This is a genomic window from uncultured Desulfovibrio sp. (assembly GCF_944324505.1).
GTDB lineage: Bacteria > Desulfobacterota > Desulfovibrionia > Desulfovibrionales > Desulfovibrionaceae > Desulfovibrio.
Genome location: NZ_CALUWO010000001.1, coordinates 514,509 through 536,542, shown reverse-complemented (window position 1 = coordinate 536,542; position 22,034 = coordinate 514,509). Strand labels below are relative to the sequence as shown.

The window sequence follows — 22,034 nt, the reverse complement described above, 5'->3', positions numbered from 1 at the left end:
CCCGGCACTAGGCCTGCCACGTCTGCTTGAACGCGGCGATGGCTTCGGTCAGGCCCTTTTCCACGGCTTCGTCAATGACCTTCTTTTCCTTGATGGCTTCCAGGGCGGCGGGCTTGCTGTCGCGCAGGAAGGCCAGCATCTTGCTTTCAAACTCGCGGATTCTGTCCACGGGCACATCGTCCATATAGCCGCGGGTGGCGGCATAGATGGAGGCCACCTGTTCGTGAGCGGGCATGGGCTGGTACTGGGGCTGCTTGAGCAGTTCCACCAGGCGGGCGCCGCGGTCCAGCTTGGCCTGCGTGGCCTTGTCCAGATCGGAGCCGAACTGGGCAAAGGCCGCCAGTTCGCGATACTGGGCGAGGTCCAGGCGCATGGTGCCGGCCACCTGTTTCATGGCCTTGATCTGCGCGGCACCACCCACGCGGGACACGGAAAGACCCACGTTGATGGCCGGGCGCACGCCGGCGTTGAACAGGTTGGGTTCCAGATAGACCTGACCATCGGTAATGGAGATGACGTTGGTCGGGATATAGGCCGACACGTCACCGGCCTGCGTTTCAATGATGGGCAGGGCCGTGAGCGATCCTGCGCCCAGCTCGTCATTGACCTTGGCCGCGCGTTCCAGCAGGCGCGAGTGCAGGTAGAAGACGTCGCCGGGGAAGGCTTCACGTCCCGGAGGACGACGGAGCAGCAGCGACATCTGGCGGTAGGCCACGGCCTGCTTGGACAGGTCATCGTAAATGATGAGGGCGTGCCGGCCGCTGTCGCGGTAGTATTCGGCCATGGTGCAGCCGGTGTAGGCGGCAATGTACTGCAGGGGCGCCGGATCGGCGGCCGTGGCCGAAATGATGGTGGTGTACTCCATGGCGCCGTAGCGGCGCAGGGTGTCGGCCACCAGGGCCACGGACGACTTTTTCTGCCCGATGGCCACGTAGAAGCAGTGGATGTCCGTATCCTTCTGGGCAAGGATGGCATCGATGCACACGGCGGTCTTGCCGGTCTGGCGGTCGCCGATGATGAGTTCGCGCTGGCCGCGGCCGATGGGCGTCATGGCGTCGATGGCCTTGAGGCCGGTGGGCATGGGTTCATGCACGCTCTTGCGGGCGATGATGCCGGGGGCCTTGATTTCCACGGGCCGCACTTCCTCGGCTTCCACCGGGCCAAGGCCGTCCAGCGGCTGGCCCAGGGGGTCCAGCACGCGGCCCATGACCTTGTCGCCCACGGGCACGGAGAAGATCTTGCCCGTGCGCTTCACCGGGTCGCCTTCCTTGATGCCCACGTCGGAGCCGAGCAGGGCCACACCCACGTTGTCTTCTTCCAGGTTGAGCACCATCCCCATGACGCCGCCGGGGAATTCCAGCAGTTCCATGGACATGGCGTTCTGTACGCCATAGACGCGGGCGATGCCGTCACCGACATAGAGCACGGTGCCGGTCTCGCTCATTTCTACGCGCTGCTCGTAGTTCTTGATTTGTGATTCGATGATCTTGCTGATTTCTTCGGCTTTGATCTGCATCTGCTATTCACCCCTCTTGAATGTCTCCCGAAGGATAGCCAGTTGAGCGCGCAGACTGGCGTCCAGCACCTTGTCTCCCACCTTCAGGACCACTCCGCCCAGAATGTCGGGGTCCACATCGAATCCCAGCTCGATGCCGGTTCCGGCCTTCTGTTCCAGCGTGGCCCTGATGGCGGCCTGCTTGTCTTCGGTAAGCTCCACGGCGGTGGTGAGCCTGCCGCGGATGATTCCCCTGGCCTCGTCCAGCAGCGTGCTGTAGCAGCGTACAATATCGCCCAGGAAGGCCAGTCGTTCCTTGTCGGCCAGCAACAGGCAGAAGTTGCGGACCGTCCGGTTGACGTTCATTTTCTGGAGAACGGCATCAAGCACGGCCTTCTTTTCCGCGGGCGAGATGATCGGGCTTTTCAGCACGGTATCCAGCGCCGGGACGGCGGCAATCTCGTTGCCGATGGCAACGAGGTCCGCACCATAGCGGCCGATGGCGTCGTCGCCGTCTTCGCGCCCCAGCGCAAACAGGGCGCCCGCATAGCGGCGTGCAATCATGGAATTGGTCACTAGAGCACCACCTTGTTGAGGGCCTTGGCGATAAGGGCATCATGGCCCTTGGCGTCCAGTTTTTCCACAAGGGCCTTGCGGGCGGCATCCACGATTTCATCGGCGATGGTGGCGCGCACGTCGTTGAGTATGGCGCGCCCTTCATTCCGGGCGGTGAGGCGGGCCTGTTCCACAATCTGGTCGGCCTGGCGCTGCGCCTCGGCGATGATCTGCTGCTTCAGGCGTTCGGCCTGGGCCATGCTTTCATCGAGAATGGCCTTGCGCTCCGCCTCGAGATTGGCGATGCGCTTTTCCACGTCGGCCAGTTTGACCTTGGCCTCGGCGCGGCGCTGCTCAAGATTGTCCAGTCCGTCCTTGATCTGCTGACGGCGCCCCTTGAAGTACTTGCGGATGAGCTTACCCGTAAAGTACCAGAGGATACCGAAGAACAGGACAAAATTGAGCACACGCCAGCCAAAATCGCCCCAGCGCGGCGCTTCGTGCCCGTCTGCCGCCCAGCAGGTGGCGGCGACCAGCACCATGGCCGAGCAGAGCGCGAGGCTGCGTCCTGCGTGCATCCATTTGCTCAAGGTATTTCCCCCCGTTTCGTCTTGCCGGCCTAGCCGCGAAGAACCTTTTCCGCCACTTCGGCAGAAAGGGCGGGTACCTGACCGCGCAGGGCCGTCAGGGTTTCCTGCGCTTCGGCTTCCAGTTCCCGGCGGGTCTGGGCCAGAATGTCCTGGGCTTTCTTCTGGGCGACTCCCAGAAGCTGCTGCTGCTCTTCCGTGCCGGCCGCGCGTCCCTGTTCGCAGGTGGCGCTGGCATCGCGGCGGGCCTGCGTGAGGGCGGCCTCGTAATCGGCCATGCGCTGCGTGGCATCCTCCTCAAAGCTGGCGGCCTCGCCGCGCAGGTCGTCCATGACGGCACGGCGCTTGCGAATGATGTCGCGAATGGGCCGGATCAGCAGAATATTGAGGACGAAAATGGCAATGAGAAAGTTTGCCAGCTGGAAAAGCAGAGTGATATTGAGATCAAGCATGCCGCCTTCTCCTCACGGGTAGTAGTGATAATCGGCGCATTCAATGTACGGAACCATGGCCCGTATGTCAAAGCATTTACGGTTATGGCACGGTAGTAAGCCGCCATTTTTGCCGTTACGTCCGGCTCAGGCCAGCAGCCAGCGCTCGCTTTCCACACCGGCTGCGGCCAGCCAGCGGGCGGCCTCCTCGGGGGCGCCATGGGCCGTCAGGGCATTGAGCACAAAGGTATCTGCGGGCAGGTCCTGCCGCGCGCATACCGGAATGCGGCGCAGGCTGCCGCCCACCTGCACGGCCAGGCGCTGGCCGATCTTGCGGGGATCCACGTCAATGAAGCCTGCCGGCTCCACGCCGCATGCCCACAGCGGGGCCAGCCGCTGCCGGGCCACCCGCCCGGCGCCCAGCACCCAGACGCGCGTCACGCCCTGCCGCAGCAGGTGTCGGGCCAGCCAGCGGGCGCGCAGCCGGTTATTGGCCGCATGGGCATAGCGCCCGTCGGTGCGGGTCAGGCGACCGGGGGGATCATTCCAGACCAGCAGGGTCTGCGGCAGCTTTTCCATACGCGCGCCGCCATCCAGCCAGCGCAGCCACAGTTCCCAGTCCTCGGCAAAGTCTCCGTCGGCATAGGTGCCGAAACGCCGCAGGGCCTCGCGGCGGAACATGACGGACGGATGACAGAGGGGAGAATCGCGGAAACGGTTGCGGGCAATGTCCTCGTGGCGGCACAGGCCGTTGATCCAGTCCACATAATGGGCAAAGCCGTGGGCACGCAGCGCATCCCCGCCAAAGCGTACCAGCGAGGCGGAAAGGTCCGGTCCCCCGGCGGCGAGCAGATGTGCTGCCTGCCGGGCCAGGCGCTGGGGCAGGGCCGTATCGTCCCCGTCCATGCGGGCCAGCAGCCGGCCCCTGGCCAGGTGGATGGCCGTGTGCAGGCTGGGCACAATGCCCCGGTGCGGGCAATGCTGCACCCGCAGGCGGGCATCCTCGCGGGCCAGCGCTTCCAGGACCGTTCCCGTGGCATCCGTGGAGCCGTCGTCCACGGCCACGATTTCAAAGGGGGGCAGGGGCGCCTCCGGGCCGGCCTGCTGCCGGAACAGGCTGCGCAGGGTTTGTCGCAGACCCTCGGCCCCGCGGCCGCTGTCCGGGGCGGCATTCCACACCGGCAGCAGCACGGAAACAAGAACGTCAGCAGGCACCAGAGCCGTCCGTGCGGCGGAGGATGTGGTCCACGGCATCGCAAAGCTGTGGCAGGGGCAGGGCGGCGTCCAGCTCGTGATGCGCGCACTGCCGGTACAGGGGAAGCCGCTGTTCCAGCACCTCGGCCACTTCGTCCGCAAGCGACTTGCCCGTCAGGGACGGGCGCTGCCCTTCCAGGGGATTGTGCAGCAGGCGCTGCACCAACACATCCACCGGCGCGGCCAGAAAGAAAACCTGCCCGCTTTCGCGCATGAAGCGGCGGTTGTCCGCCGACAGGACCATGCCGCCTCCCGTGGCCACCACAGCCGTGCAGTGCGGCGTGGCCGACGGGGCCTCTCCGCCCAGCTGGCGCGCCACCTCCCGCAGGGTGGCGGACTCGCGCCGGCGGAATCCCTCCCAGCCTTCGCGGGCCACAATGGCGGCCACGTCCTCACCGGCCTGTTCCGTGAGCCAGTGGTCCGTATCCGCAAAGGGAATCTGCCGCTGCCGGGCCAGCCGGCGCCCCAGGGTAGTCTTGCCGCAGGCCCGTGGTCCCACAAGATAGATGAGCATGCTTGTATCCTTTGCTTGCGTCGTGCGTTTTGTGTGCCGCTGATGGCGTGCCCCGTCTGCGTGCCGTCTGTGTACGGTTGGCGCGCACAGGCAGGACCGTTCGGCCGGCGGCAAAGCTGCCTGCACGCATGGGCCGTCAGGCCGGGCATGTCCGGCCCGCGCGGCGGTCTGCGGCGCTACAGAATGCGCACGCCGTTTTCTTCCACCAGCACCGTGTGTTCCCAGCGCACGCCGCCCCATTCGGGATAATAGAGGCCCGGCTCCACGGTGACCACCATGCCCGGCTCCAGCACGTCTTTCCGCGCGGGTGACAGGGAGGGAGCTTCGTGGGTTTCCAGACCCACGCCATGCCCCAGGCCGTGGGTGAAGTGCTCTGCCTCGCCGGCCTTTTCAAAGACGGCGCGCGCCGCCGCATGGACATCGCACATGCGCACGCCCGGGCGCATCATGTCCAGGGCGGCCCGCTGGGCCTCCTGCACCAGATGCAGGGTGCGGGAAAACTGAGTCGGAACGTCTGCGCCCACCCAGAAGGTGCGCGTCTGATCCGAGCAGTAGCCGTCCACACGGCAGCCCACATCCACCAGCACCGGACAGTTTTCCGTAAGGCATGTATCGCCGGGGATGGCATGCGGCAGGGCGGCATTGGGGCCTGTGGCCACAATGCTGGCAAAGGCCAGTTCGCTGGCGCCGTGCTCGCGAAAGTATTTTTCCACGGCCCAGGCCAGTTCCTGTTCGCTGCGGCCCGGGCGCAGCTCCCCTTCCAGCCAGCGCAGCATGGCATGATTGAGCGCAAAGGAGCGTTCCAGCGCGGCAATTTCCTGCGCGTCCTTGATGCAGCGCAGCCGCTCCACCAGACCGTCAGCCCCCTGCAGGGCGAATCTGCCCCGGCTGTGCCGTTGCAGCGCCCGGGCCTCTTCCAGGCTCACGGCCCGTGCCTCCATGCCGATGCGGCTGCCGCAGCGGGCCAGCAGATCCGCCAGCTGGCGGGGCGTGTCCTGCCCGTAGATGCAGATGCGTTCCCTGTCCCAGAGGCGCGCCGCCGCATCGCGGTAGCGGGCGTCCGTGGCCAGCCAGTCCTGTCCGTCTGCCGTGATGACGAGGCGTCCTGCGCTTTCATTGCACTGGGGATCGTGCAGTTCAAAACCCGAAAGATAGTAGCGATTGGGGGCGCGGCTGATGAGCAGGGCATCCAGGCCCTGTTCCCGCAGCGCTTCCCGGAGGCGCTGCCGCCGCTGTGCAAAGGTTTGCTCGTTCATGCCATGTCCTTGGTCTTTGCCGGAGAAGAAAAAACGACCGCGCACCGGGCCGGCCGTGGCTTTCTGCGGCGTGATGCTCTGCCGGAGAGGCGGGCCTGACGGCCCGTTCTGTCCGTCCGGCGCTTTCCTGTTATCCTGCGTCCCGGCAGAAAAGGCAAGGCAGGACACGGGCAAGACAGGCGGGGGAAAATGCCGGCATCGGCCTGGTCAGAACAGGAGAATACAGCGGCATGCCGCCGCGGCGGTTATGAAAGGCTCTGGAAGACCATCTGCATGCCTGGGGGAAGTAGTGAGGCGTGCTCGTGCCACCCCGCTTGTCTTGTCGCGGTCTGGACAGCACAGGGCGGATGCGGTCAGCCTGGCAGCAGCGCAGGTGCCCCGTGAGGCGGGCAGGCCCGGCTGGCTGCCGGGGCGCTGCGGGGCGTTTTTTCCTTGTCGCGGTGGCGCGTTATGACGCAGCGGCTTCCGCTGCCGGACCGGGCAGGAATGTTGATTTTTCGTCCGCCAGGGCGGCCACGATGGCCCTGTCGGCAGGCAGAAAGGGCAGCGTCAGGGCTTCGCTGGCATGGACCCAGCGCAGGGTCTGGCCCTCGGCCCGGCAGGGCGTGCCCAGGAAGGCCGTGACGTGAAAGAAGTGCAGGCGCACGTGGATGCCCCGTTCCGGGTAGTCGTGTTCCGCAAGGCGCCAGAAGGCGGCCCGCTGCACATGAATGGTCAGTTCTTCCCGCAGTTCGCGGCACAGGGCGTCCAGGGGGCGCTCGTTCTGTTCCAGCTTGCCGCCGGGAAACTCCCAGAAGCCGGCGTGCGGCTTGCCCTGGGGACGGCAGGCCGCCAGAAAGCAGCCCTGCCGCCAGATGATGCCGGCAGCCACGTCCAGCGAACGCAGGGGGGCCGTCATGCCTTGTCGCCCATGTGCTCGGCCTCGATTTCCGCGATTTGCGCTTCCAGCAGGGCCATGTCGTCCATGAGGCGTTCCACGCTGTCCTTCAGTTCGTTGAAGCGCCGCAGCAGCTCGGTGGAGCGGGCGGCATCGGCATAGACGCCGGGATCCGCCAGCTGCTGTTCCACCTGGGTCTGTTCGTCCATGAGGGCGGAAAGCTGCTCTTCCATGGCGCCGTAGCGCTGTTGCAGGGGCTTGAGCTTCTTATGCAGGGCATTGCGGCGTTCGGCTTCCTCGCGTTTGCGCTTTTTCTGTTCCTCGCGGGAGAGGTTGCCGCGGTCCGCATCGGCAGTGGCCTGCGCCGCCGGCGCGGCAGAACGGCTGCCACGGTTTTCGGTGGCGGCTTCCAGGGCTGCGCGGCGGGCGGCATCGTAGGTGGCAAAGTCGGGATAGACATGCAGGCCCGACTGGTCCAGCGCCCAGGCCTCGGCCCCCACTTCGGCCAGCAGCCAGCGGTCGTGAGCCACCATGAGCAGGGTGCCGTCAAAGCGTTGCAGGGCATCGGCCAGGGCTTCGCGGCTTTCCAGGTCCAGGTGGTTGGTGGGTTCGTCCAGCAGCAGGAAGTTGCAGCGCCGGAGAAAGAGACTGGCCAGCACCAGACGGCTTTTTTCGCCGCCGGAAAGGGAACTGACCTGCCGGTCGAAATACTCCTGCCCCAGCAGGAAGAGGCCCAGCACGCTCATGAGTTCCTCTTCCGTGGTATGCGGATCGGACAGGCGCCGGATTTCGCCCAGCACCGTGGTGTCCGGGCGCAGGGTGTCCATCTGGTGCTGGGTATAGTAGCCCATGCGCACCTGAGCGCCGGTGACGATATTGCCGCCGCAGCGCTCCAGGGTGCCGGCCAGCAGCTTGAGCAGGGTGGATTTGCCGCAGCCGTTGTGCCCCACCAGGGCCACGCGCTGTCCGCGGTAGAGCGTGAAGGTGAGCGGCGGCCACATCTGTTTGCCGTCGCTGAAATGGAAGGCCAGGTCCGCGGTGGCAATGACCACTTTTTCGGAATGCGGAGCCTCCGGCCAGCTGAAATGCAGTTCCCGGCGTTTGGGTTCCGGGCGGTAGTCTTCCAGCTCCTTTTCCAGCTTTTTGGCCATCTTCTGGCGGGACCCGGCCTGACGGGCCTTGGTGGCCTTGGCGCGGAAGCGCTCCACAAAGGCCATCTTGCGGTTCAGCTCGTCCTGCAGGGCCTTGGCCTCGCGCTGGCGCTGGGCATTGTATTCTTCCTGCAGGGAAAGGAACTGCGAATAGGTGGCCTTGCGAAAGACGGGGCGGGACAGGCCAAGATAGAGCACGTGGGTACCCACGCGGTCCATGAAAACGCGGTCATGCGCCACAAAGACCAGCGCGCCCTGAAAGGAGAGCAGGAAGTCTTCCAGCCATTCCACGGCTTCCACGTCCAGGTGGTTGGTGGGTTCGTCCAGCAGCAGCACGTCGGCCCCGGCAGTGAGCACGCGGGCCAGCTTGGCCCGTTCGCGCCAGCCGCCGGACAGTTCGCGCAGGGTGCGGTGCCATTTGTTTTCGGCAAAGCCCAGACCGGAAAGCACGGTCTTGGCGCGCTGTTCGGGATTGTAGCCGTGGATGGCTTCCAGCTCCGCCTGACGCTGCATGAGTTCGGCCAGGCGGGCCTCGTCGCCGGCCGTGGCGGCATCCTCCCACTGGCCCCAGAAGTCGGTCCAGTCATGCAGCACGTCCAGCACATAGGTCAGCAGGGGCGTGTCCAGGGCTTCCTCGGAAAGCTCCTGCTCCACATAGCCCAGGCGGCAGCCCCTGGGCAGGATGACGCGCCCGCCGTCGGGCGGCTCCACGCCGGCCAGCATCTTGAGCAGGGTGGATTTGCCCGTGCCGTTGGGACCGCAGACGCACAGCCGCACGCCGGAGTCCACTTCCAGCGAGAAATTGGTGAAGATATCGCGCCCGCCAAAGGACTTGGACAGGTCCTGAATGGTGATTTTCACAGAAGACCCTCGGCGCGGTATCCGTTGACGGCCTCGGTCATGCCCGCGGCCAGCGACATGGTGGGCGCATAGCCCAGCTCCTGGCACAGGCGGGAGGCATCGCACAGCCAGCCGGCGTGACGGGCTTCGCGGTACTTATCCAGATTCCAGTTGGGGGCGCGGTCGCCGGAAGCGCGGCGCAGACGCCGCAGCAGCCTGGTCCAGAGGGTGGCGGCCAGGGCCGTCATGCCCAGCACGGGCACCGGAACCGGAATGAAGAGGGGGCGGGCATCCAGGGCCTGGGCCGCGGCCTCGTAAAAGGCGCGCATGGTGTGCTGCGCCCCGTCGTTGACATGGTAGACACCATGGGCATCCTTGCGGCAGAGCAGCAGAATGGCCTGTGCGGCGTCACGGGCATGCACCACGGAGACAGGGAAGGGCCGCTTCCAGCCGGGCAGGGCGGCCACGCCCTTCTGGATGCCGCGAAACACGGGCAAAAGACCTTTGTCTCCAGAACCGTAGATGATGGGCGGGCGCAGCACCACCAGCTTGTCGCCGGCGGCGCGCCCCAGAATCTGTTCCACCAGATACTTGGACCAGCCATAGGCGGAAACGGGCGCACCGATAGCCTCGTCATTGCGGCCGGGCATGCCGTCGGCCGGACCGCTGGCCGCCAGACTGGAAACCAGCACCACGCGCGGCAGGGCGCGGCGCCGGGCACGAATGCTCATGATGGCCGCGGCCAGATGCTGGGCGGCGACGGTATTGGCGCGCAGGTAGTCCTGCCAGTTCAGGCCGAAGAGCAGGGCCGCCATGTGGATGAGGATGTCCTGCCCGCCGAGGGCCTGGGCCACGCCGTCACCGGTGGCAAGATCGGCCCGGGCCACGGTAACCCCCTGGGGCAGGTGATCCGTGCGCGATGAGGCGCGGGTCAGGCAGGTGACGTCCGCGCCGGCGGCCACCAGCTGCGGCAGCAGGTGCCGGCCAAGAAAGCCGGTGGCGCCGGTAACAAGCACGCGCTTGCCCGCCAGATGGGCAAAGGGGGCGTGGGAAGGGTGGGGGGCGTTCATGCAGTGATCTCCCGTCGGTAAAGGCGATAGCGTTTGGTGATGCGACCGGAGAAGTCTTCGATGAGGTCGTCGATGGCGGTATTGTCCTCCAGAACCCACGATCCTTCCAGCTGCTGGAAGTCAGGATGCTGCTGCGCCTGGGTCAGCAGGCAGTCCAGCAGCAGCAGGGGCAGGCCCATGAGCCGGAACTGCGGCCGGATGCCGAACAGCATGAGCCGGTAGCGGCCGCGCATTTCGGCGCGTGCCTGCCACCAGTGCCAGAGCACGGACAGGCCCAGGCGGCCGCGCAGGCGGCGCAGCAGGGGGCCGAGATCGGGCAGGGCCACCATGCCGGCAACGGGCTGCCCGTCATGAAAGAAGAGGACGAAGAATTCCCGGTTGAGTATGGTTTTCAATTCGTTGACCAGCTCGTCGGCCTCTCCGGCCGACAGCGGAACAAAGGCAAAGTTTTCGGCCCAGGACTCGCGGTAGATGTCCAGCATGGCGCGGATGTCCTGTGCAAGGGTGGCGCGCCGGGCCGTGCGCCAGCTGAAGCGCCCTTCGGCCTTGAGGCGCCCGATTTCCTCCAGCAGCCAGGGGGCCAGCTCCAGCTGATCGCGCCGGATGCCGTAGGCAAAAAGGTCCTGCTCCTTGCGCAGATGCCAGCTTTCCAGCAGTTCCGCATAGTAGGGAGGGTTCCAGGGCATCATGATGGCAGGGGCCTGGTCAAAGCCGTCCACCAGCAGGCCGCAGGTATAGTTGGTGGAGGGATTGAGCGGGCCGCGCATATAGGCCATGCCCTGTTCCGCCAGCCACTGCCGCGCGGCGTTCAGCAGGGCATGGGCAGCCTCGCGGTCCTGACGGCATTCAAAGAAGCCGAAGGCGCCGCAGCGCGTGCGGGCATAGGCATTGTATTTTTCGTCCACGATGGCGGCAATGCGCCCCACGCAGACGCCGTCGCGCCAGGCAAGAAAGAGTTCGCGCCGGGCAGTGTCCCAGAAGGGATGCCTGCCGGGGGTCAGCAGCTTTCTGTCGTCGCGGAACAGGCCGGGCGACCAGAGCGAGTCCGGGGGATAGAGCGACAGGGGCAGCTCCACAAAGGTGGTCAGCGCTGCGTCACTGTCCACGCGGGTGATGACAGGATCGGCCATACCCGTTGCCTGCTAGGAAAGGATCAGCGCGCCGCGCAGATCGTCAAGGCTGGAAACGCCCAGGCGCTGGCAGGTTTCCGGCAGTTCCTCCACAATGGCAAAGGAGGCGTCGGGGCGCATGAAGTTGGCCGTGCCGATCTGCACGGCATGGGCGCCCGCCAGGATGAATTCCAGCACATCCTCGGCCGAGGAAATGCCGCCGATGCCGATAACCGGAATATCCACGGCGCGGCAGACCTGCCACACGCAGCGCAGCGCCACGGGCTTGATGGCCGGGCCGGACAGGCCGCCGATGACATTGGCCAGGCGGGGTCTGCGGCTGGCCACATCCACGGACATGCCGGACAGGGTATTGATGCAGGAAATCATGTCCGCCCCGGCATCGGCCACGGCCCTGGCCATGAGGGCAATGTCCGTCACATTGGGCGACAGCTTGACGATGACGGGCTTGTGGGCGGCCGCGTCGACCACGGCACGGGTGACGGCGGCGGCCAGGGCAGGGTCCTGCCCGAAGAGAATGCCGCCTTCCTTCACATTGGGGCACGAGACATTGACTTCCAGCGCGGCCACGCCTTCCACCTCGTCAAGGCGGGCGGCCAGTTCACCGAATTCGGCGGGCGAGGTGGCATAGAGATTGGCAATGACCGGCGTTTCCTGCCAGGGCAGGAGGGGGAGCTTTTCCCGCACAAAGGATTCCACACCGTCGTTTTGCAGGCCCACGGCATTGAGCATGCCGGCGGTGGTTTCCACCACGCGGGGGCAGGGGTTGCCGTCGCGCGGGGCCAGGGACAGGCCCTTGACCACCATGCCGCCCAGCTGGCGCAGATCGCCATAGGGGGTGAATTCCACGCCGCAGCCGAAGGTTCCGGAGGCGGTGAGGACAGGATTTTTCAGCCGCAGCTCATGCCGCGGACCGTGAAGGGTAACGGAAAGGTCCATGCTGCACCTTGCGGAAGGGGGCCGCCGCAGGCAGCCCGCCGGGATTACAGTTCGATCTGGTCAGCCCAGAAGACGGGGCCGTGATTGCAGGTCTGCACATAGCCGCCGCGCCGGGCGGCCACGGGCCAGGCCTCGGTGGTGCGGGTCACGCAGCCAAGACAGGCCCCCACGCCGCAGGCCATGCGGTTTTCCAGGGAAAGCTGGCAGCGCACGCCCGATTCCAGGGCAAGGCGGCGCACCGTCTTCAGGAAGGGCAGCGGGCCGCAGGCCTGCACCAGGCCCTTGTGATCCGCCATTTCCCCGATGCGTTCCTGGAGCGTGAAGATGAAGTTTTCCAGGTCTTCGGGCTGGCTTTCCAGCACGCAGTCCAGCGGCACATGCTCGCTGATGCTGTCCACGGGGTAGCAGCTCAGGGGTTCGCGGTGCCCGAAGATCATGCTGAGGTTCCACGGCCTGGGATGCATGGCCACATAGCCCACAAAGGGGGCAATGCCCATGCCGCCCGCCAGCAGCAGGGTGGGGGTTTCCGGCTCCATGACAAAGCCGTTGCCCAGCGGTCCCCAGACGCGCACCACATCGCCTTCCCGCAGGGAGGCCATGCGCTGCGTGCCCCGCCCCTGTACCTGGAAGAAGCAGATGAGGTGCCGTGTGGTCATGTGGCAGATGCCGAAGGGGCGTGCCCACGGCATTTCCAGACCAAAGGAAACGGGCCGGACCATGACGAACTGCCCTGGGCGCCAGGTGTCCCAGTCGGGGCGGGTCAGGCTCAGGGCAAAGAAACGGTGCTCCTGCCCCGTCTGCCCGAAGGGGACGAGGTCAAGCACTGTCAAAAGACAGGAACTTTGTTGTGTCATGCCCATGATTATAAAAAGATGTGCGCAGCGGGTCAACAGCAGGAAGGAAGATAATGCAGAAAGGCCGCGCCCCTTCGGCAGTGCCATCCCGCCGGACTTGCTCTGCGGGAAAATCGGGGCAGCGGGGGCCGTGTTGCCTTCCCTTTTGGCGCATTGCCCGCTATAGTCCTTCTTTCAGGCCGGGGCAGAAGCAAACCGGCCAATTCCGCGCTCGTGAGGAGAGAAAGATGAGCAAGAAGTTGACCGTAGCCGTGGTGGGTGCCACCGGCGCCGTGGGCCGGGAAATGCTGAAGACCCTGCATGATCGCCATTTTCCCGCTACGGAAGTGCGCGCCTTTGCCTCGGCACGTTCGGCAGGCAGCAAGGTGCCCTACGGTGAAAAGGAACTGACGGTACAGGAACTGAAGGAAGACGTCTTTGACGGCGTTGATATTGCCATTTTTTCCGCAGGGGGCGGCACTTCCGCCACCTTTGCGCCGCATGCGGCCCATGCCGGCTGCGTGGTGGTGGACAATTCCTCGCAGTGGCGCATGGATGACCGCTGCCCGCTGGTGGTGCCCGAAGTGAACCCCGGTGCCCTGGAAGGGCATAACGGCATCATTGCCAATCCCAACTGCTCCACCATTCAGATGGTGGTGGTGCTCAAGCCTATTCATGATGCCGTGGGCATCCGGCGCGTGGTGGTGTCCACCTATCAGGCTGTGTCCGGCACGGGCAAGAAGGGCCTTGACGAACTGGAAAAGCAGACCAGCGACCTCTTCAATCTGCGCGAGCCGGAATGCCATGTCTACCCCTACCGCATTGCCTTCAACGTACTGCCGCACATCGATGTCTTCCTGGAAAACGACTATACCAAGGAAGAAATGAAGATGACCAATGAAACCGTGAAGATCCTCAATGATCCCTCGGTCAAGGTCACGGCCACCTGTGTGCGCGTGCCGGTCTTCTTCGGGCATTCCGAATCCGTCAATGTGGAAACGGTGAAAAAACTTACGCCCAAGGAATGCCGCATTCTGCTTTCGCAGGCGCCCGGGGTGCGCGTCATCGACAATCCGCGGGAAAATCTCTATCCCATGGCGGCCTATATTGCGGGCGACGACGATACCTACGTGGGCCGCATCCGTGAGGACGAAAGCATTGCCAACGGCCTGAACATGTGGATTGTGGCCGACAACGTGCGCAAGGGCGCGGCGCTCAATGCCGTGCAGATCGCCGAGGAGCTGCTGCGGCGTGACCTGGTGCGCGTGAAGGACCGCAATGTCTTCATGGCCTGAACATGAGCCGGGGCGGGCCGTCGCCAGCGGCGGCGGCCTGCATCAGAACGAGGGGGAACGTCATGGAAGCCGTGGCTTATGATGCCTATCTGCGCGCACTGCTCGCAGCACCCCGTCCGGGAAGGGACAGGGTGCTGGCCTTCTATGATCATCGCGTGGGCTGTATCGGGACGGATGCCCGCCTCATGCTGCTGCCGCTGGATGACCACCTCTGCCATCGCGGGGACGGCCTGTTTGAGAGCCTCTGCTACCGCGACGGCATGATCTTTGCCATGGACGACCACCTGGCCCGCCTGAAGCGCGGCTGCGAGGCCATCAGCCTGGAGCCGCCCTGTTCGTGGGACGAGGTGCGGCAGCGCATTCTTGATGTGGCCCGCGCCTCCGGGCAGCGCCACGGGGACATCCGCCTGCTGCTGGGGCGCGGTCCCGGCGGTTTCGGCATTTCCCCTGCCGAGTGCCCGCAGTCCACGCTCTATATAGTGGCCATCCGTACCCCGCTGCCCGACGCATCGGTCTATCAGCGCGGGCTGACGGCCTTTACCAGTGCCATTCCGCCCAAGCAGGAATATCTGGCCAAGATCAAGAGCACCAACTATCTGCCCAATGTGTTCATGGCCCGCGAAGCGCACGAAAAGGGCATGGACGTGGCCGTGACCTTTGACGCCCAGGGCTGCATGTGCGAGGCCGCCATAGCCAATATCGCCATTGTGGACAAGGACGGCATCCTGACCGCGCCGGACATGCGGCATATCCTGGCCGGAACCTCCATGAACGCGGCCTTTCAGGTGGCCCCGGCACGGCTGCCGGTGGTGCAGCGCGACATTCGCCACGAGGACATTGCCCAGGCCAGGGAAATGCTGCTGTTCACCAGCGCCACGCTGTGCGTGGGCGTTACCCATTTTGACGGCAAACCGGTGGGGCAGGGAGAAGGGGCCGGACGGCCCGGCCCGGTGGCCCTCTGGCTCAAGGATGCCCTGCTCAAGCACATGCGCGCCACAGGAACGCCTTTTTAGCTGCCTGCCGGCACGGCGCTTGTGCCCGCCACCGGTCCCTGCCGCCCTGGCGCCATGTGTCTGTGTCGGGGAACCGCCGGCCCGGCAAGGCGGAACCAGCGCGGGGGCGCGATTGTGCTGCCGGCGGCAGCCGGGCGTCTGCCGCGGGAGCCGGTTCCGTGCGTGCGCCTGGTGGCGAGCGCGGGGCAGGGTGCAGAACCGTTGCCCCGTCCCCCCTGTCACGCCGGGCGCCGCGGGCACAGCGCTGTCTTGCCTGTGCCTCGCGTGGCGGCCGTTGTCTGCCCATCAACCCTAATGCGGCCCTGCCGCTTTCCGACGAGAACGCATGAAGTGCAAGATATGCAAGGCGCAGGCCGTGGTGGCCCTGCGCAGCCATAACGCGGCCTTCTGTGCCGACTGCTACAAGGCCTTCTTTGCCCGGCAGGTGGCCAAGGGCATCGAGGGACAGCATCTTTTCACCCGTGACGAGCGCATTCTTGTGGCCCTTTCCGGTGGCAAGGATTCGCTGGCCCTCATGCTGGAACTTTCCCGGCAGGGCTATGACGTCACGGGGCTGCACATTGATCTGGGCATCCCCGGTTCGTCCGCCGCTGCCCGTGCGGTGGTGGAGCGTTTCTGCGCCCGGCACGGGCTGCCCCTCATGGTGCGGGATATGACGGAAGAAGGACTGCCCATTCCGCTGGTCAAGGAGCGCCTTAACCGGCCTGTCTGCTCGGCCTGCGGCAAGATCAAGCGCCACTTTTTCAACAAGGCCGCCCTGGATGGCGGCTTTGACGCGCTGGCCACGGGGCATAATCTGGATGACGAAGTGGCGCGCCTGTTCAGCAATACCCTGCGCTGGGACACGGCCTATCTTTCCGACCAGGGGCCGCGGCTGGACGGCGAGGACGGTTTTGCCCGCAAGGTCAAGCCGCTGTGGCGGCTTACCGAATTTGAAACCGCCAACTATGCCTTTCTTATGGGCATAGAACACCATGTGGCGGCCTGCCCCTACAGCCCGGGCGCCAGTTTTTCCGTACTCAAGGGCCTGCTGCAACGGCTGGAGGCCGCCATGCCCGGCCGCAAGCTGGATTTCTATCAGGGCTTCCTGCAGCGGGGGCGTCCGGCCTTTGCCCGGCAGGAAGCAGAGGGCGGCGATGTGCTGGCGCCCTGCACCCGCTGCGGCTATCCCACATCGTCCGGCAGCACCTGCGGGGTATGCCGCATACGCGCGGCACTGGCTGGCGAGGAGGCATAGGCCAGAGGCAGAACGGGCATAGCTATATTTCAGGAAAAAACTGTTTAGTTTATAAATAAACATTGTCCAGAAAAATCAGGGAAAAGGCGGCCGTGAGGGCAGCGGACCGGCTGCGCACCGGGCTGGTCACCCAGGCCAGGGGCTGACGGATGGCGTCATGCTGCCCGGTGAAGCGCCTGTGACCGCCCCGCGCCGGTGCCTGGCCCCTGACGCGATGCCGCAGGCCGCCGCACGGCAGCCAGAAGAGGAAAGACATGAGCCTGTGGGAAAAGATTCGGAAGCATGACCTCACTCCGGCCAATATCATCAGTTATGCCAGTTTGCGCCTCATGCAGGCGGGGGGCAATCTGCTGGGAACCGTGCGGCTGCGCTGCAAGGCCCGTCTGCTGGGGGTGAAGCTGGGGGCCGGCGTGCGGGCGCATGGTCCGGTGGGTCTGCTGCGCTGGCCGGGGAGCAGCATGGAAATCGGCGCCGGATGCAGCTTTGTTTCCTCGTGGCGGCGTTCCACGGCGGCCACGGTGCTGGCGCCCTGCCGTCTGCGTACCTTTGGCCCCCGTGCGCGCATCGTGCTGGGGGAAGGGTGCGAGCTGACAGGTGCGGCCCTGACGGCCCGTTCCACCAGTATTGTGCTGGGGCGTCGCGTCATGCTGGCGCCCAACTGCATCATTGTGGATTCGGATTTTCATGAGCCATGGCCACCGGAGCGGCGCCATCTGGACCCCGGCATGAAGCACGATGCGCCGGTGCGCATCGGCGATCATGTGTGGCTGGGCATGCACGCGGTGGTGCTCAAGGGCGTGACCATCGGGGAAGGCTCCATTATCGGCGCCGGCAGCGTGGTGACGCGGGACATACCCCCCCTGTGCGTGGCCGTGGGAGCGCCGGCCCGGGTGGTGCGCCGGCTCACGCCGGAGGAAGCCGCGGGCCGGTGCCTGCCCCCGGAAGAGGGCCTGAGCCAGTCCGTGGACGCCATGATGGCAGCGCAGGGTGCCTGCCCGCCGGCAGACGACGCGTGCGCAACGCAGGAGCGCTCGGGAGATTAGCATGTCCGTGGCGGACTATATGGCCGCTCTGCTGGCATCGCCCCTTTTTGCCGGCCAGATTCGCGAGCATCGTCTGCTGCCCGGCAGCGAGGCCAGGTATGCCGCGCCGCGCCGCGGCTGGCCAGCGGCCGTGCAGCGCCTGCTGGATGCCGGGGGCATACAGTTGTACAGCCACCAGGCCCTGGCCACGGATCACATCCGGGCCGGGCATGACGTGGTGGTAGCTACGCCCACGGCCAGCGGCAAGAGCCTCATCTACAATCTGCCCGTGCTGGAACGCCTGCTGACGGATCCCGATGCCCGGGCGCTCTATCTTTTTCCGCTCAAGGCCCTGGCCCAGGATCAGCTGGCTGCCCTGGACCGTCTCTGCGCCTGCTGGCCGGCATCCGCCCGGCCCCGTGCGGCCCTGTATGACGGGGATACCACGGACCATTTCCGCCGCAAGATACGGCGCGATCCGCCGCAGATCCTCATTACCAATCCCGAAATGCTTCATCTGGCCATTCTGCCGCATCATGAGCAGTGGGCGGCCTTTCTGGCCGGCCTGAGTCATGTGGTGGTGGATGAAGCCCATATCTACCGGGGCGTCTTTGGCGCACACATGGCGCAGGTGTTCCGGCGGCTCAATCGCCTGGCCGGACGGTACGGGGCGCGCCCCACCTATGTTTTCTGCACGGCCACGGTGGGCAATCCCGGCGAGCTGGCCGGCGCTCTCTGCGGGGCGGACGAGAACGGCGCTGCGCCGGTGGTGGTGGACCAGTCCGGCGCGCCGCAGGGGCCGCGCCATGTGGTCTTCATCGATCCGGAGCAGAGTCCGGCCACAGCGGCCATCGCGCTGCTCAAGTCCGCGCTGGCCAGGGGCCTGCGCACCATTGTCTACTGCCGTTCGCGGCGCATGACCGAGCTGGTGAGCCTCTGGGCCGGCAGTCTTTCCGGTCGCTATGCCGGACGCATTGCCGCCTATCGGGCGGGCTTTCTGCCCGAGGAGCGCCGCAGCATCGAGGCCCGCATGGCCTCCGGCGAGCTGCTGGCCGTGGTGAGCACCAGCGCCCTGGAACTGGGCATCGACATCGGCGGCCTGGATATCTGCATTCTGGTGGGCTATCCGGGGACCATCATGGCCACCCTGCAACGGGGGGGACGTGTGGGCCGCGCCCGTCAGGAATCGGCGGTGCTGCTGGTGGCCGGCGAGGACGCCCTGGACCAGTACTTCATGCGGCATCCGGCGGATTTCTTTGCCCGGCCGCCGGAACGGGCCGTGGTCAATCCGCAGAATCCCGTCATCCTGGCCCGGCATCTGGAATGCGCGGCTGCGGAAATGCCCCTGCGGGCCGACGAACCGTGGCTGCGTCAGGAGCAGACCCGCTGCCTGCTGGACGCGCTGACGCGCCAGGGGACCCTGCTGCGCACGGCCGAGGGGGACCAGTGGCTGGCGGCCCGCAAGCGCCCGCAGCGCCATGTGGACCTGCGCGGCGCCGGGCAGTCCTGCAGCATCGTGGATACGGAGGGGCGCGTCATCGGCGCGGTGGATGCCTTCCGGGCCTGGCGCGAGACGCATCCCGGCGCGGTCTATCTGCATCAGGGCCGGAGCTATGTGGTGCAGGAGCTGGATACCGACCGTGGCCGCGTGCTGGTGAAGCCGGAAAAGGTGGGCTGGTTCACGCGGGTGCGCGGCCAGAAGAGCACGGATATTCTGGAAGAGTACGAGCGTCTGCCCCTGGGGCGCGGCCTGGTCTGCCGGGGACGCCTGCGCATCATGGACCGGGTGACGGGCTATGAAAAGCGCAGCACATCGGGGAACCGCCTGCTGACCATTGTGCCGCTGGAGGCTCCGCCCCAGGTCTTCGAGACCGAGGGCCTGTGGTACGTCATTCCCGACAGTGTGCGGCAGGAGCTGGAAGCGGCCTTTGTACACTTCATGGGATCCATTCATGCCGTGGAGCATGCGGCCATCGGCATGCTGCCGCTGCTGGTCATGGCGGACCGTAACGACTTTGGCGGCATTTCCATTCCGCTGCATCCGCAGGTGGGGCTGGCCTGTGTCTTCATCTATGACGGCCTGCCCGGCGGCGCCGGGCTGACGCGCCAGGGCTTCCGTCAGGCCGGCGAGCTGCTGCGCATTACCCGTGAGGCCATTGCTTCCTGCCCCTGCGAGGACGGCTGCCCGTCCTGCGTGCATTCCCCCAAGTGCGGTTCGGGCAACCGGCCCATCAGCAAGGGGGGCGCCGTACAGCTGCTGGATGCCCTGCTGGCTGCCGGAGGCCAGGCCGAGGGGCAGGAACTGGCCCGCACGCTGCATCTGTCCCCAGCGCCGGAGCGCGGCCTGGGTCGGGACGTGGCCGCCATGGCTGCGGCGGGACGGACGAGCGCACCGGACGCAGCGGACGCGCCCTGCCGCACGCTGGAAAGTGGCACCGCAGCACAGGTAGAGGAAAGGGGTCATGCGGCAGAGCACGGCATGCCCCGCCAGCCGGAGCCGCAGCCCGTGGCGTCGCTGCCGGATGAAAATCAGCCGGGCGAAGCGCCCCGTGCGCTGCCGCAGGAGGAGGAAGCCGGGGAAGCGCTGCCCCCCTTTGTGGTTTTTGATGTGGAAACCCGGCGCAGCGCTGCCGAGGTGGGGGGCTGGCACATGGCCTCGCGCATGGGCGTCAGTGTGGCCGTGGCCTATGACAGCCGGGACGGCAGCTTTCATGCCTTTGGGGAGGACTCGCTGGACGGTCTGTTCCGTCTGCTGCGTTCCGGGCCGCTGGTGGTGGGCTTCAACAGTCTGCGTTTTGACTATGCGGTGCTGGCACCCTTTGCGCCCTATGATATGCGGGTGCTGCCCACGCTGGACCTGCTGAAACACATGGAAAGCCGCCTGCATTACCGGGTTTCGCTGGACAACGTGGGGCAGGCCACGCTGGGCGAGGCCAAGAGTGCCGACGGCTTGCAGGCCCTGCGCTGGTGGAAGGAAGGACGCCTGGACGAGATCGCCGCCTATTGCCGCAGGGATGTGGACATCACGCGGCGCATCTATGAATTCGGCTGCCGGCACGGCTATGTGCTGTTCAGCAACAAGGCCGGGCAGCGGGTGCGCCTGCCCGTGGATTTCAGGTCGGCATCATGACACGGAAAGAAGTGCGCGCGGCGCTGCCGCGCTGGCGTCGTGCGGTGCATGCCCATGCGGAAGAGGGCTGGACCGAATTCTGGACAACGGCCTGTGTGGCGCAGACGTTGCAAGGACTGGGCCTCACGCCCCGTCTGGGGAGGGAGGTGCTGGACGCCGGGGCGCGGATGGGACTGCCTGCGCCGGACGTGCGGGCAGCCGCCAGGCGCCGTGCGGCTGCCGAGGGGGCGGATGCCACCCTGCTGGCCCGCATGGGAGATGCCACGGGGGTGGTGGTGGAGGTGGGGCCGGTGGACCAGCCCGTGGTACTGGCCCTGCGTTTTGACATGGATGCCCTGCCGTTGCAGGAAAGCCGGGAACCGGAGCATGTGCCGGCGGCAGGGGGCTATGCCTCGCGGCATGCCGGTCAGTGCCATGCCTGCGGCCATGATGCCCATGTGACCCTGGGTCTGGGGCTGGCGGCCTGCCTTCAGGCGGAGGGCGCGCCGGCGCTGCGGCAGCGGGTGCGGCTCATTTTTCAGCCGGCGGAAGAAGGCGTGCGCGGCGCAGCCTGCCTGCGGGCGCACGTGACAGGGGTTCCCTGGTTCCTGGCCGTGCATCTGGGGCTGGGCCAGCCTTCCGGAACGCTGATCACCGGCGCCACGGGGCTTATGGCCAGCACCAAGTTTGATGCCCTGTTCACGGGCCAGGCCGCCCATGCCGGCAAGGCGCCGGAGCAGGGACGCGACGCCCTCAAGGGCGCGGCGGCGGCACTCATGGGCCTGCATGATCTGCCGCGTTACGGCAGCGGCGAAAACCGCGTGCATGTGGGCTGCCTGCGGGGAGGAACCGCCCGCAATGTGGTGGCGGACCGTGCCCTGCTGCAAGGAGAGACCCGCGCCGTCACCTGCGACATGGCCGAAGACCTTTTTGCCCGCGCCCGCGAGGTTCTGGCCGGCGCTGCCGCCATGTACGGCCTGGGCTGCCGCATAGACCTGGCAGGGCAATGTCCTGCGGCGGACAGCGATGCCGCCTTTGCCGCACAGCTGGCCCGATGGGCGCGGGAGGTGCGGCTGGAAAACGGGTGTGCCGCCTTTGCCCGCGTGGGCGAGCGGGTCAGTATGGGCGCCAGCGATGATGCCGCCACCTTCATGCGTGCCGTGCAGCAGCAGGGCGGCCAGGCGGCCTATGCCATTCTGGGCAGCAGCGGACCGGCGGGGCATCATGATCCGCGCTTTGACCTGGACGAATCCGTGCTCTGGCCCGGCGTGCTCTGGCTGGAAAGCGTCTGTCGCCATCTGGCCTGACACAGGGCGAGCGGCGTTTTGGCGGACGGGCACGGCATACGCAGCCTGCGGTCACCGCAGCAGCGCAGGGCGTGCGCAGGAATGAGACAGCCGGGAAAGACGAATAGATATGTTCGCCT

General features: G+C 66.3%; 19 protein-coding genes. 6 read left to right on the top strand and 13 right to left on the bottom strand.

All coding sequences use genetic code 11. The features are described 5' to 3' along the window. Positions 1-7 precede the first annotated feature (7 nt). The 13 genes from atpA to Q0J57_RS02485 form a co-directional block, all read right to left on the bottom strand. Entirely contained in the window at positions 8-1,516 is a 1,509-nt protein-coding gene (gene atpA / locus Q0J57_RS02545; RefSeq protein WP_297216716.1) for a F0F1 ATP synthase subunit alpha, read from the bottom strand. Between the two features lie 3 nt (positions 1,517-1,519). After that, on the bottom strand, positions 1,520-2,071 hold the full coding sequence (gene atpH, locus Q0J57_RS02540; RefSeq protein WP_297216713.1) for an ATP synthase F1 subunit delta: 552 nt from the start codon (positions 2,069-2,071) through the stop codon (positions 1,520-1,522). After that, a complete protein-coding gene (locus Q0J57_RS02535) occupies positions 2,071-2,640 on the bottom strand; it encodes an ATP synthase F0 subunit B (RefSeq protein ID WP_297216710.1) in 570 nt (189 codons plus the stop codon). Before Q0J57_RS02535 ends, atpH begins: the two co-directional genes overlap by 1 nt. Before the next feature lie 29 nt (positions 2,641-2,669). Beyond that, positions 2,670-3,089: an ATP synthase F0 subunit B gene (locus tag Q0J57_RS02530; protein WP_297216707.1), complete on the bottom strand. Its 420-nt coding sequence runs from the start codon at positions 3,087-3,089 to the stop codon at positions 2,670-2,672. Between the two features lie 126 nt (positions 3,090-3,215). Then, positions 3,216-4,283, bottom strand: coding sequence for a glycosyltransferase (locus Q0J57_RS02525; protein WP_297216704.1), 1,068 nt, complete (start codon positions 4,281-4,283; stop codon positions 3,216-3,218). Continuing rightward, positions 4,273-4,836: a shikimate kinase AroL gene (gene aroL / locus Q0J57_RS02520; RefSeq protein ID WP_297216701.1), complete on the bottom strand. Its 564-nt coding sequence runs from the start codon at positions 4,834-4,836 to the stop codon at positions 4,273-4,275. Before aroL ends, Q0J57_RS02525 begins: the two co-directional genes overlap by 11 nt. Before the next feature lie 176 nt (positions 4,837-5,012). Beyond that, positions 5,013-6,092 (bottom strand): aminopeptidase P family protein, encoded by a 1,080-nt coding sequence (locus Q0J57_RS02515; RefSeq protein WP_297216699.1) that lies wholly within the window; start codon positions 6,090-6,092, stop codon positions 5,013-5,015. A 448-nt stretch (positions 6,093-6,540) separates the two neighbouring features. Continuing rightward, the gene (locus tag Q0J57_RS02510) at positions 6,541-6,990 is read right to left on the bottom strand and encodes a (deoxy)nucleoside triphosphate pyrophosphohydrolase (protein WP_297216696.1); all 450 of its coding nucleotides are present in this window, start codon (positions 6,988-6,990) and stop codon (positions 6,541-6,543) included. Then, positions 6,987-8,981, bottom strand: a complete 1,995-nt coding sequence (locus Q0J57_RS02505) for an ABC-F family ATP-binding cassette domain-containing protein (protein WP_297216693.1) — start codon at positions 8,979-8,981, stop codon at positions 6,987-6,989. Before Q0J57_RS02505 ends, Q0J57_RS02510 begins: the two co-directional genes overlap by 4 nt. Then, entirely contained in the window at positions 8,978-10,030 is a 1,053-nt protein-coding gene (locus tag Q0J57_RS02500; RefSeq protein ID WP_297216691.1) for an NAD(P)-dependent oxidoreductase, read from the bottom strand. The genes Q0J57_RS02505 and Q0J57_RS02500 overlap by 4 nt, the downstream gene beginning before the upstream one ends. After that, a complete protein-coding gene (locus Q0J57_RS02495) occupies positions 10,027-11,160 on the bottom strand; it encodes a GNAT family N-acetyltransferase (protein ID WP_297216688.1) in 1,134 nt (377 codons plus the stop codon). The genes Q0J57_RS02500 and Q0J57_RS02495 overlap by 4 nt, the downstream gene beginning before the upstream one ends. 12 nt (positions 11,161-11,172) lie before the next feature. Next, entirely contained in the window at positions 11,173-12,099 is a 927-nt protein-coding gene (locus Q0J57_RS02490) for a dihydroorotate dehydrogenase (RefSeq protein ID WP_297216686.1), read from the bottom strand. 44 nt (positions 12,100-12,143) lie between these two features. After that, complete coding sequence (locus Q0J57_RS02485) at positions 12,144-12,953, bottom strand: dihydroorotate dehydrogenase electron transfer subunit (protein WP_297216684.1); 810 nt, start codon at positions 12,951-12,953, stop codon at positions 12,144-12,146. A 227-nt stretch (positions 12,954-13,180) separates the two neighbouring features. Between Q0J57_RS02485 and Q0J57_RS02480 the strand changes: the two genes are divergently transcribed. From Q0J57_RS02480 to Q0J57_RS02455, 6 genes are all read left to right on the top strand, one after another. After that, entirely contained in the window at positions 13,181-14,227 is a 1,047-nt protein-coding gene (locus Q0J57_RS02480) for an aspartate-semialdehyde dehydrogenase (RefSeq protein WP_297216682.1), read from the top strand. Positions 14,228-14,289: 62 nt separating this feature from the next. Further along, a complete protein-coding gene (locus Q0J57_RS02475; RefSeq protein WP_297216680.1) occupies positions 14,290-15,240 on the top strand; it encodes an aminotransferase class IV in 951 nt (316 codons plus the stop codon). A 325-nt stretch (positions 15,241-15,565) separates the two neighbouring features. Next, a complete protein-coding gene (locus Q0J57_RS02470) occupies positions 15,566-16,477 on the top strand; it encodes an ATP-binding protein (protein WP_297216678.1) in 912 nt (303 codons plus the stop codon). A 254-nt stretch (positions 16,478-16,731) separates the two neighbouring features. Continuing rightward, positions 16,732-17,520 (top strand): acyltransferase, encoded by a 789-nt coding sequence (locus Q0J57_RS02465; protein WP_297216676.1) that lies wholly within the window; start codon positions 16,732-16,734, stop codon positions 17,518-17,520. A 1-nt stretch (position 17,521) separates the two neighbouring features. Beyond that, a complete protein-coding gene (locus Q0J57_RS02460) occupies positions 17,522-20,629 on the top strand; it encodes a DEAD/DEAH box helicase (protein WP_297216674.1) in 3,108 nt (1,035 codons plus the stop codon). Further along, on the top strand, positions 20,626-21,915 hold the full coding sequence (locus Q0J57_RS02455; RefSeq protein ID WP_297216672.1) for an amidohydrolase: 1,290 nt from the start codon (positions 20,626-20,628) through the stop codon (positions 21,913-21,915). The genes Q0J57_RS02460 and Q0J57_RS02455 overlap by 4 nt, the downstream gene beginning before the upstream one ends. Positions 21,916-22,034: the final 119 nt, after the last annotated feature.